At 66.1% G+C, this 12,569-nt stretch carries 13 protein-coding genes; 5 read left to right on the top strand and 8 right to left on the bottom strand.

The features are described 5' to 3' along the window. Positions 1-16: 16 nt before the first annotated feature. From V2S85_RS06890 to V2S85_RS06875, 4 genes are all read right to left on the bottom strand, one after another. Positions 17-295, bottom strand: coding sequence for a PqqD family protein (locus V2S85_RS06890; protein ID WP_330702122.1), 279 nt, complete (start codon positions 293-295; stop codon positions 17-19). Between the two features lie 93 nt (positions 296-388). Further along, on the bottom strand, positions 389-532 hold the full coding sequence (locus V2S85_RS06885) for a hypothetical protein (RefSeq protein ID WP_330702121.1): 144 nt from the start codon (positions 530-532) through the stop codon (positions 389-391). Positions 533-689: 157 nt separating this feature from the next. Further along, positions 690-1,619 carry a hypothetical protein gene (locus V2S85_RS06880; protein ID WP_330702120.1) on the bottom strand — a complete coding sequence of 310 codons (930 nt, stop codon included), beginning with the start codon at positions 1,617-1,619 and terminating at the stop codon, positions 690-692. After that, the gene (locus V2S85_RS06875) at positions 1,616-2,455 is read right to left on the bottom strand and encodes a hypothetical protein (RefSeq protein ID WP_330702119.1); all 840 of its coding nucleotides are present in this window, start codon (positions 2,453-2,455) and stop codon (positions 1,616-1,618) included. Before V2S85_RS06875 ends, V2S85_RS06880 begins: the two co-directional genes overlap by 4 nt. Before the next feature lie 109 nt (positions 2,456-2,564). Here V2S85_RS06875 and V2S85_RS06870 point away from each other — a divergent pair, with 109 nt between their 5' ends. After that, entirely contained in the window at positions 2,565-2,729 is a 165-nt protein-coding gene (locus tag V2S85_RS06870; protein WP_330702118.1) for a hypothetical protein, read from the top strand. A gap of 15 nt (positions 2,730-2,744) precedes the next feature. On the opposite strand, the gene V2S85_RS06865 is transcribed toward V2S85_RS06870, so the two are convergent. Beyond that, positions 2,745-3,980, bottom strand: coding sequence for a glycosyltransferase family 4 protein (locus tag V2S85_RS06865; protein WP_330702117.1), 1,236 nt, complete (start codon positions 3,978-3,980; stop codon positions 2,745-2,747). After that, positions 3,977-5,317, bottom strand: coding sequence for a polysaccharide pyruvyl transferase family protein (locus tag V2S85_RS06860; RefSeq protein ID WP_330702116.1), 1,341 nt, complete (start codon positions 5,315-5,317; stop codon positions 3,977-3,979). The genes V2S85_RS06865 and V2S85_RS06860 overlap by 4 nt, the downstream gene beginning before the upstream one ends. Positions 5,318-5,469: 152 nt before the next feature. Between V2S85_RS06860 and V2S85_RS06855 the strand changes: the two genes are divergently transcribed. From V2S85_RS06855 to V2S85_RS06840, 4 genes are all read left to right on the top strand, one after another. After that, positions 5,470-6,336, top strand: a complete 867-nt coding sequence (locus V2S85_RS06855) for a glycosyltransferase family 2 protein (protein ID WP_330702115.1) — start codon at positions 5,470-5,472, stop codon at positions 6,334-6,336. A gap of 8 nt (positions 6,337-6,344) precedes the next feature. Next, the gene (locus V2S85_RS06850; protein ID WP_330702114.1) at positions 6,345-7,415 is read left to right on the top strand and encodes a polysaccharide pyruvyl transferase family protein; all 1,071 of its coding nucleotides are present in this window, start codon (positions 6,345-6,347) and stop codon (positions 7,413-7,415) included. 113 nt (positions 7,416-7,528) lie between these two features. Further along, positions 7,529-7,795: a spike base protein, RCAP_Rcc01079 family gene (locus tag V2S85_RS06845; protein ID WP_330702113.1), complete on the top strand. Its 267-nt coding sequence runs from the start codon at positions 7,529-7,531 to the stop codon at positions 7,793-7,795. Between the two features lie 2 nt (positions 7,796-7,797). Continuing rightward, positions 7,798-10,419, top strand: coding sequence for a putative Ig domain-containing protein (locus V2S85_RS06840; protein ID WP_330702112.1), 2,622 nt, complete (start codon positions 7,798-7,800; stop codon positions 10,417-10,419). Here the strand turns inward: V2S85_RS06840 and V2S85_RS06835 are convergent. Continuing rightward, on the bottom strand, positions 10,359-11,360 hold the full coding sequence (locus V2S85_RS06835) for a glycosyltransferase family 2 protein (RefSeq protein WP_330702111.1): 1,002 nt from the start codon (positions 11,358-11,360) through the stop codon (positions 10,359-10,361). The genes V2S85_RS06840 and V2S85_RS06835 overlap by 61 nt on opposite strands. Continuing rightward, positions 11,357-12,565 carry a glycosyltransferase family 1 protein gene (locus tag V2S85_RS06830; protein ID WP_330702110.1) on the bottom strand — a complete coding sequence of 403 codons (1,209 nt, stop codon included), beginning with the start codon at positions 12,563-12,565 and terminating at the stop codon, positions 11,357-11,359. The genes V2S85_RS06835 and V2S85_RS06830 overlap by 4 nt, the downstream gene beginning before the upstream one ends. Positions 12,566-12,569: the final 4 nt, after the last annotated feature.

Raw genomic sequence — 12,569 nt, 5'->3', positions numbered from 1 at the left:
TCGCGGCCGTTTTTGGTCAGGCCCGGCTCGCCAGTCCGATTTCGGCGAGTTCCTGGAGCAGTTCCCCGGTCTGTTCCGCGCAGGTCACGCGATCGACCTCGTAGAGTTCGAGCAGCACTTCGACGAGTTCTTCCACGGAGCGATGCCGGTCCAGCAGCTTCCAGATCGTCGTCGCGATCGGGTCCAGTCCGAAGCAGATGCCCGCGCGAACATCGAGCGCCACAAGTTGCCCGTCGATTTCGGCGGTGGCGGTGGTGGGGCTCTGGATGAAGGCTTCGGCGAAGGTGGTGGCCATGCGTATTCGTTCCTTCGGTATGTCGTTCCAGCCGGTTGCGGCGAGGAAGCCGGCCCCTTGCGGCGGGCCGTGCGGAGTCCGGCTTCCCGCTCGTCAGGAACCCATCATGCGGCGTGGGCGCAGCGTATCCGTCAGCATCGACATCATGACGTTTCCTTCCGCGTCGGCCGCACCCATGCGGACGATGGTGGGACGATGCCAGGCCATGCGGCCGGCTGTGTCATCGGGAGTGTTCATTTCGGAATTACCTTTCCTTTTGATGCAAAAATGCGAGAAATTATCAATTGATATGAAATAATTAAATTCTCGCAATTTGTTTTTCTAATCTAGAATCATGTATCATTATTAAAATAATAGTTCTGCATTTATTTAAGTTGTTAATGAATTTTCATAATTAGAGCGATGATTTCGATTTGAAATGATTTTCTATAAATCTCGATTGTTCTTCGAATTGATGCATTCCCCAGGTCCTGGAGACGCGGAATACCGGTGTCGTCCGGCTCAGGCGGACGGCATCCTGCAGATAGCCCCGGGTTCTGCCGACAAGATCGCCTAACCGCCGGCGATAGATGCATGAAGTGATCGCATCGATCGCGGCCAGGCCATCGATCGGCGTGATCGCAAAGGGCTGGTCGGTTTCCGTGCAGGTCAGGTGATAGATCGCGGCGATGGGCAATCCGTGGCGGGCCCTGCGCCCATCCATTTCCAGTTCGAACTTGTCGTCGGTCCAGGGCACGGCGTGGGCCGATTGGCCGCTGCGTCCCATCGCCTCGATCGCATCGCTCCAGAGGCGCAGCCGCGGCATGCCCGGATGTCCGAGCGGTGGGCCGTCGCTGGAAACGCCGATGGCGCAGACATCGTCGGTCAGCAGCGCGTATCCCCGCGCTTCGAACCAGGCGGCGAGAGTCGACTTGCCCGCACCCGAATCGCCGCAAAGCAGGATCGCCTGTCCTCCGCAGTCGAAGGCGTTGCAATGCAGCGGCAGGATGGCGCGCTGGTGGAGGATCGCGCCCATGATCGAGCCGGTAAGATAGAGATCGACCTCCGGTGGCCCGACCTGCGGATACGGCTCGACTACCAAGGTTCGGCCTGCGCTGACCAGGAAGCGGCCGACTTCCTCGACCGCGATCGTCAGGTCGCCGTCATGCCAGGCCACGTCGAGGTCGTCGTTGACCGTCTCCATCGTGCCGCGCGGGGGGACAGGTCCGAAGGTGACATCGACGTCAGGCATGCGGGAGGGCTCGATCCGGACGCCGCGCAAAGTCGGCACTTCGCGGGGAAAGCGGATGTCGAGTCCGAAGACGCGGTAGGTCCAGCCGCTCATTCGCGGCGGTCCGGATGCAGCGCGTCGAAGGTGGCGATCAGCACGTCCAGCGCGGGCAAGTCGAAATAGGCCGCCCATCGGTTCGGATCGACCAGATCGTTGCACCCTGCCGGATGGTAGTGAAGAAATGCAAGGTGGCAGAATCCGCCATCGGGGATCGCATCGCGGTAATGCCACTGCGCCGATCCTGAGAACAGAATGGCGTCGTTGGGGCGGAGAACATGGCTTTCATAAGCCGGCTTCGGCAGCCCCAGGGCGATTTCGGTGGCCCTTGGCCATGGGCCGGGGCGGCTGAAATGGATCGGCCATTCGCAACTCTGCGCCAGGCACACGTCGAGTGTCCATTTCGCTGACGGTGCGTCGAGGTGCGGCGGGCAGCGACCGTCGCCATGATAGAGGCTGAGGAAATTGTAGCACGGTTCCACCACCTCGCCCGCCAGGCGCGAGACGAGCGGGGTCAATTCCTTCTGAAGCGCGGTGAGGATCGGCAGGTCATGGCGGATGCTACGTCCGAATAGCCCTTGTTCGTGGGACTTGAGCGAGCCGGGCTCCAGCGTGGAGACATGGGCAAGCAGGTCGGTGAAGCGCTCCGGCGCGAGCACGGTGGAAACCCGGCGCACCTCGAAATCGGCCCGGGTGTGCAGCGGTGCGAAGGCATCGGTGAAGGCCTCGAGCCGTTCCGGAGCGAGAATTTCGAGCATCCGGCAGGCCGCTTCGAACTTGGCGAGAAAACAGCTATCGTACCAGGCGAAGGTCGGCAGATCGTGAAGGATCCGCATGGCGACCATGTAGTGATGCGCCGCCAGCGGGTCGGTCAGGTCGAGTGTCGGCGACATGTCTGGCTTCCGTTTGGCTCGACCGACAGGCGTCGCCATGCTAGGGAGAATGCGGATATTCGGTCGATCCGGTTGGTTTTACGGCATCGCATGGCGAAGGTTTCTGACGTTGACGGATAGGGAAGGCGGATCCGAGGCACCGACCCGGCGCGCTGCTCCTGCAGCGCGCAACCGGGCAACGCTGGGTGCCCGGCCGATCCTGTGGCGCTGGTGGCTGCTTGCCGCATTGCTGAGCCTCGGCATCTGGGCCGGGATCGTCGCACTGGCGACCTGAAGGGCGAGGGGCGCCTCACGCGACGTTGGCCAGTGAATCGGCCACCCTCTCGCGGAGGATCTGTTCCAGGCGATCGAGCCATGCACTTGGTGTCAGGGCAAGTCGATGCGTATTGGCGAAGGCCGCCTTGCTCATGCCGCCTGTCGCGGTGTCGTCTTCCAGCAGCACGCGCATGGCGGCGGCGAAATCGGCGGTGCGGCGTGGATTGCAGACCAGTCCGGCGCCGCTTGCGACGATTTCATCCGCGAGCAGGGCGGTTTCGGCGACGATAACCGGCAGGCCGCTCCAGGCTGCTTCGATGGCGACCAGTCCAAAGGGTTCGGGGTAGCGACTGGGCATGACCAGCATGCGGGCACTAGCGGCAAACCGGCCGATCTGCGCCGTGTTCTGCCGACCGACCAACCTGGCCGCGGGATGGAGATGCCGGATGCGTTCGGCGAGCGGCCCTTCGCCAACGACCGTCAGGGCGGCCCCGGCCAGCGCCGCTGCGGCTGCTGCCAGGTCTGCCCCCTTCGATTCCTCCAGGCGCCCGACGAAGAGCACTTCGCGGTTGTGTTCTGCGCGAATGCGGTCGCTGGAGAAGGGTTCGACGGGGTTGGGCAGCGCGATAATGGCATGCGCGGGTATGCCGCTACGCGTGAGGAAAGCGCGCATCCCTTCGTGAATGGCGAGCACCGGCGGGGAAGAGCGGGGGCGAAAGGCCCGTCGCTGCACGGCTTGGCGGGTACTGCGCCAGATCTTCTGCGCGGCGCCGTCGCGGTCGCATGGGGTCGTCAAGCAGGAGCGGGATAACGGTATGTGCGGGCAGGCCTCGCCTGACTTCAGCCATGCGAAGGCTCCGTTGGGGCAGGCCAGGAAGAAGTCGTGGGCAGAGATGACCAGGCGGTCGCGCACCGGGGTCAAGGCGGCGAATATCGAAGGCGAGAGGATCTGCGCCCAGCCATGGAGATGGTAGACCGTCGCCGGATCGTCGTTGGCGGCGATCCAGTCGCGCAGCATGGCGTGAGCGGCGCGGTTCCACAGGCCGGTCAACATCGCTTTTGCAAGACCAGCGGATTTCAGTCGATCCTGGCCGAGGGCGACGATCTCGATGCCCGCTTGGGAAAGGATGGCACTGCGACCGCTATCGCCGGTGATGAAGGTCACGCGGTGGCCGCGTGCCACCAGGTCGCAGGCGGCCTGGACTGCCAGCTTGCTGGCCCCGCCCTTCGGATCACTGAGATCGTTGATCTGAACGATGCGGCTGATCATGCGACCGCCTTCGCATGTCTCCGGAGCATGGCGGCCAGGGTGGCGACGTCGGCTCTGGCGCGGGCGATGAGCGGGGCAGGATCCGGACGGTCGGCGATCGCGGCAGCCGTGCGCCTGCCAAGGTGGGTGGGGGCCTCGACGGCGGGGTCGATCATGTGCGTGGTACGCCCTGAAAGCTGGAAGAAGCTGTCGAGCTTGACGTCCCAGCGCAGCCCCACCGCAGGTACGCCGAAGGAGTAGGCGGCGATGCATGCATGCATGCGATGGCCGATGATCGCGTCGCAGCCGGACACGAAGCCGGCGAGGTCCGCCGGCGTCGCGAACGAAGGGGCGAGCGCCACTGGCCCCTTGGCATAGCGGATCCAGGCGTGGAAGTGCCGATAGAGGTATTCGCGATCTTCCGGGCTGCCGTTGGTGAACAGTGCTACCTCGAACCCCTGCTGGACCAGCGAACGCAGCGCTTCGGGATACCACGCGTCCAGATTGCCGCCGGACGAACCGTCGCTGTGGTAGCGCACTGCCAGCGGATCGGTGATGCACAGGCCGATCCTGGTTCCGGTTCCCCGGGTTGCGCGCGGATAATGCAGGCTGGCGAGAACGCCCGGATCGACGGCGATATTGGCAGGGCGTACCGGGTGGTCCTGGAAATGGGCCCGCCATGAATCGCTAGAGCCCTGGTCACGTACGCAGGCCCAGACCAGTCGAGACCTGCGGAGCGCGCGGATGAAAAGTTTCGCACCGTGCGGGGACCACCTCTTCGACACGCCGATGGCGTATACAGCCACCGGCAACCGGCTGCGCCGGGCTTGCGCCAGCGCGCCCGCGATCTTCATCGGGAAATTGAGGTCGGCATCGGTGAAGAGGTTGCCGCCGCCCAAGACCACGATTTCGGCGCCGGCCAGCCCGGCGCGGAAATGCCGGTGCAGGCGGATGGCCAGCAGCAGCCGCAGTATTGCCCATGCGGCCAGTCGGCGCAGTACAGCAGGGCATCGCTCGAGCAGCGCCATCACCATGCCGCGGCCGCGACCGTGGCCGGACGGGTAAGCCTGGCGCCCGGCGAGATCCACCGACATCACCTCGCACCCCGGCAAGGCGTGGGCCAGTTCCTTCTCCAGGCATTCGCACAGTAGTCCATCGCCCAGATTCGGACTGAACTTGACGTTGAGCAGCGCGATGCGTCGCGGGATCGGGGCCGGGCATGGCGCGTCTGCTGGCACCAGCGGCCGGATGACATGCGACGGCGCGGTCATGAGGCGAGTTTGCTCCGGAGCTTCGACGATCGTCGTGACCGCCGAGTTGAACTTTCCGGGACGAAGTAACAGATTCGCGAGGTGCATCGCAGATGGTGAAAGTATTTTAACGATAATGCCGGGAGTGTTGGCCGTATCGTCGAAGCGGCGGATCGGTTCTCTTTAATAATGCGGGATTCGCTTCACCATGTTCGGAAGATTTGTTCCGGGCATATCGCAGAGCGGAAGGGGTCGATACTTTGCCCAGCATCCATGTCGTGATCGCGACTATCGGCCGTGCCGCCGTCGTGCGATGCACGGTTGATCTCCTCGCCGATCAGACGCGCCCGGCGGACGGTGTATTGGTGGTCACGGTGGCGCCCGAGGATGTCGCCGGGCTGGATGAGGCGCGCGGTGAAGCGCGGGTGCTGTTTTCGCAGAAGGGCCTATGCCGCCAGCGCAATCGCGCGCTCGATGCACTGGAGGGCGTGGCGGACATCGTGGTCTTCTTCGATGACGACTTCGTGCCTGCACCCGATTACCTTGCCAACGTGGAGGCGCTGTTCGGTGGCGATGCCGGCATCGTTGGCGTAACCGGCGAACTGCGCGCCGATGGCGTGCGGTGCGGTGGCCTCTGTGTGGAAGAAGCGCTGGCGATCATTGCCCGACCCGCAGACGAAACCGCACCGCTGCGCGATCGGCACGAACTTTACGGCTGCAACATGGCGATCCGCATGAGCGCCGTCCAGGGAATGCGCTTCGACGAAAACCTGCCGCTCTACGGCTGGCAGGAGGATATCGACTTCACCAGCCGGCTTGGCCGCAGGGGCCGACAGGTCTCGACCGGGGCTGTCACTGGCGTCCATCTCGGAGTCAGCGGTGGGCGTACTTCGGGACGGCGGCTGGGCTATTCGCAGATTGCCAACGTGGTCTACCTCAAGCGCAAGGGGACCATGCGCCGCGATTTCGGTAACCGGCTGATGCTGCAGAACCTGGCGTCGAACGCGCTGCGCAGCCTGCGGCCCGAACCGCTGATCGACCGCCGGGGGCGCCTGCTGGGCAACATGATCGCGCTGCTCGATTGCTTGCGCGGCCGCGTCGATCCTCGGCGGGTGCTGGAGATGTGAGGGCGCAGTTGATCCGGGCCGCCGAGGCGCGGAGTGCGAAAGCACGGCGGCAGGTGTTCGTCTGCGGCGACCTGCACAACCTCGGTGACCTCAAGCTGTTGCTGCAGAACCTCGCGCTGACCGGTGGACGGGGCGGGCTGGTGAGGCGCTGGGCGCCGTTGCCGGCGGCCGTGGAGCGGCAGGTTGCGGAGGCAGGCGGCGAACTGGCGGACGGCAGGGCGGTGATCGGCTTCGCACGGCGGGCGTTCGGCGCGGAAGTCGTGCTGGGCGGCGGTCAGTTGGTCCGCGACAACGTTTCGCATTTCGCGCTGCTGGGCTTGCTGCTTGCGGTCGCCAGCGCACGGCTCGGCGGTGGGCGCCTCGTCACCCGGGGACTGGGGGTGAGCGCGATCCGCTCGCCGCTGCGGCGACTGTTGTGGCGTGCGGTGCTGCGGAACTGTGGCAGGATCAACCTGCGAGACGATGCCTCGGCTCGTAACCTGGCCCGGTTGCTGCCGGGCAAGGCGCACGCCGTTCATGCCGACATGGTGTTCCTGCCTGCCGCCGGGGGACAAGCGATCTCCCCTGGGCGGGGGCCAAGGCGATGGATCGTCGTCGCGCCCTGCGTGGATGGCAGCGAAGGGCGCTCGATCGAAGGCGGCGCGCTTGATGTCGCGTTGGCGGCGGCGCAGGCGACCTTGCCGCATGCGGGTATCGTCATTGTCTGCCACGACCCGCGCGAGTATATGGACAAGGCCGTCGCCGCCCGGCTCGCGGCGCGCTGGACCGATCGCCAAGTCGCGGTGGTCGATGGCTACGACCTTGCCACACTGATTGCCATTTACCGCGAGGCGGCGCTGGTGATGACCAATCGTCTTCACGCCCTGATCTTCGCGGTGCTGGCCGATGCTCCCGCGCTGGCGATCGAGGACGGGACGGCGAAAGTGCGCGTGGTCGCCGATTGCTTCGCGGTGCCGGTGTTGCCGCGGGAGGGCGCAGGAGAGGCCCGTGCCTGCGTCGCGGCCGCGCTGGCCGGCGATCTCGCCGGGCGCGCACGGATGCGGCAGGAACTGGCGGTTCGCGCTGCCGGAAATCTCTGACGGGCAGGTTGCGAACAATCCGCTTTCCTACATCGATTCGCTTGGAACATAAAGCGAACAACGGCGCCTCGCGAGTCGCGTCGTCCTTTCGCCATCCAGCCGGAGCAGACGCCATGTCCGACCCTTTCGAGACTCATTCCGACGCCGCTTTCGCCCCCTCTCGCGCACCTTACACGATCGTGCCCAGCGATGCCGAGGCGCTGACGCTGGTGCCCAAGGGCATTTACGTCGGAACCGGCGGCGACATCGTCCTGCGCGGTGTCGATGGCACGTCCGACGTGACTTATCGCAATCTGCCCGACGCCAGCTACGTCGCCGTCCGGGCACTTTACGTGCGAGCGACCGGGACCACCGCTGCCGATCTCGTGGGGGAGGCGTGAGCATGACGCGTCTCGTCTCGGGAGGCCGCTCCGGCGGTGTGTCGAACCGGAACCGCACGGTTTCGGGCAGCGGGGTATTGCTCACGCTCTCGCATGCGCTGGGCGCCGGATCGACGTTCGCGCTGCGATCGGGAAGCCACGCCAATCTTTCGCTTGCGGGAGCGAACCTGACGGCGGCGGCAGCCCTGGCAGCAGGGGCCAGCCAGGTCGCGCTGGTGCGTGAGAGCGTGGGCGCCGGTCTGGAGGCGCGCGCGGCCGAATATGCAGTGACCCTCACCGGCGCGGTGCCAGTGCCGGGAGCGGGGAACTGGCTTCCCGGCGATGCCGCGCTGGCGGGCGTCTATGGCCTGGGCAAGCTGGTGGCCGACTACACCGGTCCGGCGCTGCGTGTGCGGCGCGCTTCGGATGGTGCCGAACTCGACATCGGGTTCGTCGATCAGGCGCTCGATACCGATGCTGCGGCTACGTTCAAGGGCGCGTCCACGCTGGGTGTCGCGGTGGTCTACGACCAGACCGGCAACGGCCGCCACCTCACGCAGCCGACTGCTTCGGCGCAGCCTTCGCTCTGGCTGGGCGAGGGCGGGCCGACGATTACCAACTACGATACCGACAGCCCGCTGCTGATCCCCGCCAGCCTGGCGATCGCGCGCGCCGACTGCGCGGTGTTCATGGTCGCGCGCACGCCGGGACAGGCGGCGACTTGCGGTTACTGGGCCTTTGGGGCGATGACCACCGACTACGGCCTGACCAGCCCGCGCAGCGCCGGCAACTTCGCCATGCAGCCGATGGTTGCGAGCGCCTCGATCGCCGCAACCGCGACCAATGCGCAGGCGCTCGGCACCGCCAACCTCGCGGTGCTGGGGCTCGTCTCGAACGCGGCGCGGCAGGTGGTCCACCGTGACGAGCAGACCGCCGAATACCCGCCCGCCGCTGCCGCCACGCTCAACGCCGGCGGCGAAGTGGGCGAGGCGATCGAATACGGCGGGCGTACCGATTGGCGCGCCTTCGTGGTCTGTTCGGCGGCGCCTTCGGACACCCAGGTGACGGCGATCAAGACGACGCTTGGCACCGTGTTCGGCACCTGCGAGCCCGCGACCCTGTCGTTCCTGGGCGGAGGAGACAGCATCGTCTTCGGCACGGGTGGAGCGAACAACCGCACGATCACGGCGGCCATGCACCATCGTTCGGCCAGGTCGGTCCTGTTGCGCAATATCGGCATCGCCGGGCATCGGCTCGACCAGCACTACAACGATTTCGACACTGTCTCCGCCGCCTACGTCACGCCGGGCGTGCCCAACGTCTATTTCGCGGACTACGGCCACAACGACATCAAGACTTACGTGACCGACAGCATTACCGCGACGTCGGCGGTAGAGGCGATGAAGGTGCAGGTGCGGCGCATGGCGGCGAAGCTGCGCGCCTATGGCTTCGCGATGGTGATCTGGCAGGAGGCCTACGCTGACACCAGCTTTACCGCCGCGCAGGAAAGCGCCCGCGATGCTTGGAATGAGTGGCTGCGCTCGAGCCCGGTCGCGGACGATGGCCTGCCGTGCTTCGACGCTGTGGACGCCGTGGCGAGCGATGCCGCTTTCGTCCTGTCCGATGCCGAGACCGACGCCGGGCGGGGCATGGCGCTGACCGCCAATTCGTCGGACGGTGTCCATCCGAACGAAGTGCATGCCGGCGCGCGCGCGGTGCATCTGTTGGCGGCTTACGCGGCGATCCCGTTCACGCTCAAATATGTGCCTGCGCCGGCCCAGCAGGGATTGCCGTATTCGGGCTATGTTCCGAAACTGGTGAAGGGCACGGCACCATACACTTTCGCTCTGGCGCCGGGCTCGGCGGCGCTGCCGGCGGGGCTTTTGCTCAATGCCGGAACCGGCGTCATCTCGGGCACGCCTACCGTTGCCGGTACGACCGGCGGGCTCGTGCTGCGCGTGACGGACAGCCAGGGCGCCGTGGCCGACACGACTTTCGCGCTGCCCGTTGCCGCAGCTGCCACGATAGCGGTGGCGGAGCAGGTCGAAAGCTGGAACGCCAGCGACGCCACCGCCGTGACCGTGGCCCTGCCGGCGGTGGTGAATGCCGGCGACGTTCTGGTCGCGGTCATGAGCGTCGATGGTACCGTCACCGTGACCTGGGACAATGCCACCGCCGGGGTGTGGACGCAGCGGGCCTCCTATGCTGCGAACTCCAACCAGCATTTCCTTGCGATTTTCACCCGCACGGCGGACGGGACGGAGGGCGGCAAGGTGCTCAACGTGGCGCTTTCCGGCTCGCAGCAGGCGGTAACGCGAGTGCTGCGGGTGACAGGTGCAAGTGGTGGAATTGAAGTCTCCACTTACGCGCGCGGCAATGTCGTGGCTGCCGACCCGCCGGCGCTGACGCCGAGTTGGACCGGCGCGAGCCTCTATGTCGCCGCGCTGGCGCTCGACGGGACGGCGACCGTCACGGCCGGGCCGAGCGGTTACTCCGGGTTCGCATCGAGGGCATCGAGCGCCAGCGGGCAATCGACCAATGCGACTGCATGGAAGCTGGGCTCAGGCACGGAGGATCCTGCGGCCTATACGATCTCGGCCACCTCCAACTGGGTCGCCGCGACGCTGGCCCTGCAAGGGGCCTGACGCGGACGAGCCGCGCTGCCGCCTCTCATCGAGCGCAGCAGCGCGGCTCCGATCGCCAGCGGCAGGCGGCGAAAGCGCGGGGCCAGAAGCGCGCGCGGCGTGACCTTCAGGAGGCTCGCCATCATTGCCGGTAGCATCGCCCGTGTGCGTTCGGCGGATATCGCGCGGTAGCGGCGGAATACACGCAGCCGCGCATAGGCCTCGACGATGCCGGGGGGCGGAGGGGCGAGTCCCGCCCTCGCCATGGCGTCCAGTTCCGCTCGCACCGCGGAGCGTTCCTGTTCCTCCACATTGCCGACCGAGATGGCGCCCTCGTGGCGCCGGTAGAACAGCACGTCCACCGGCGGATTATCGATCCGGCCGAAAGCACTCGCGCGGATGAACAGGTCGTAGTCCTCGGCATGGCGATAGCCGTTACGATAGCCGCCCATTGCCCTGAGCGCCGCCGCGCGAATCATGATGAGCGGATGCATCGATACCGCGACGCGGGGTGGATATACCGAAAGGTCGGTCTTTGCATGGCGTCCACCGGTCGTGCGCGTACTGGCGGGCGTGGGATGACGATCTTCCACTGCCTGGCCGCCGACGAGGACGGTTTGCGGATGAGCGTCGAGCCAGTCGACCTGGCAGGCCAAGCGATCGGGAAAAGAGACGTCGTCGGCATCCATGCGGGCGATGAATTCGCCGCGCGCATGGTCGATCGCGGTGTTGAGCGCGGCGACGATGCCGCCGTTCGGCTGGCGAACCACACGGATGCGCGTATCGTTCTCCCGCATCTCTTCCAGGATCGCGGGCGTGGCGTCGGTGCTGCCGTCATCAACCACGACAAGCTCGAAATCGGTGAAGCTCTGGTCGAGGATCGATTGCACCGCCTCGCGCAGATAGGCCTCGCCGTTGTAGCACGGCAGGATCACGGAGACGCGTGGGCGCAGAACCTTCATGCGGCGCGGCGCCATTCCCGGTCGCTCAGCGCCAGGATCGTGTCGAGCAGTTCCGTCCCCGCGCGCGTCCAGCTGAAATGGCGTGCTCGCTCCAGCCCTTCGGCGACCTTGCGGGCGTGAAGCGGCGCTTCCGGATCGAGTGCGGCGATCGCGCGCGACCAGGATCCCGGATCGTCGACATCGGCGTACAGCGCGGCGTCACGGCAAATTTCCGGTAAGGCCCCGGCGGGGGCGACGATGGCGGGAGTGCCGCAGAGCATCGCTTCCAGCGGCGGCAGCCCGAAGCCTTCCGTGCGAGAGGGGCACAGCAGGCAGCGCGCGCCTTCGTAGAGGGCGCGCAATTGGGCATCGTCGCACTTGCCGGCGAATACGGCATCCGGCGGCACGGCCAGCCCTGCCGCCTCGAGGCCCTCCCGCGCCGCGCCGACGATCACCAGAGGCGCTCCTTCGGGCGCCCGTCCGGCATAGGCGGCGAAGACGACTGCATTGTTCTTGTAGGCCTTGGGGCTGCCGAACATCAGTGTGTAGCCGCGCGGCGTCAGGCCCAGTTGCGGCAGGATCGCGCCGTCCGGTTCCACCTCCAGCACATGATTGGCGCCGTTGTAGAGCACTGCGGTGCGGCCGGCCGGTGATACGCAGGTCACGTCCAGCGTGCGCCGGGAATATTCGGAGACGGTGAGCACTATCGCACTCGATCGCGCCATGCGCGGCACCAGAAGCCGATAGCCGAGCCGCTGGCGCAGCGGATAGGAATTGTCCGGAAACAGGAACTGGGCATCGTGGATGAGCGTGATCTTGCGCCGATGCTGCAGCGGCGCAAGGTTGGCCAGGTTGACCAGCACGCCATCGGCGGAAAGTCCGGGCAAACGCGTTTGCTCCCACGCCTGCGACGGCGCCGTATCGATCTCTTGCAGTCGGATGTTGCGCAGCGCGGGAAGTTGCATGCCTTCCGTCGATCCGACGCGTCTCGGCAGGAGCAGGGTCACCGGCGGTGTGCCGGGCTTGCCGAGCCGCGCGTCGATCTCACGTATCAGGCGGTCGGCAACGCGATGTACGCCATTGAGGCCGCCTGAGTAGAACTTGCCGTTGATATAGACAGGTAGCATCGCAAATCCCGTTGAACGGGGCGCAGCATAATATTGCGGCGCAGCAATCTCGAAGCCGGATTCGCGGCCTTGCCAAGTTTTAACGGCGTGACGCGCCACCGCG

It is taken from the genome of Novosphingobium resinovorum, assembly GCF_036352595.1.
GTDB classification, from domain to species: domain Bacteria; phylum Pseudomonadota; class Alphaproteobacteria; order Sphingomonadales; family Sphingomonadaceae; genus Novosphingobium; species Novosphingobium resinovorum_B.
This window is presented reverse-complemented; position numbering and strand designations above follow the sequence as displayed.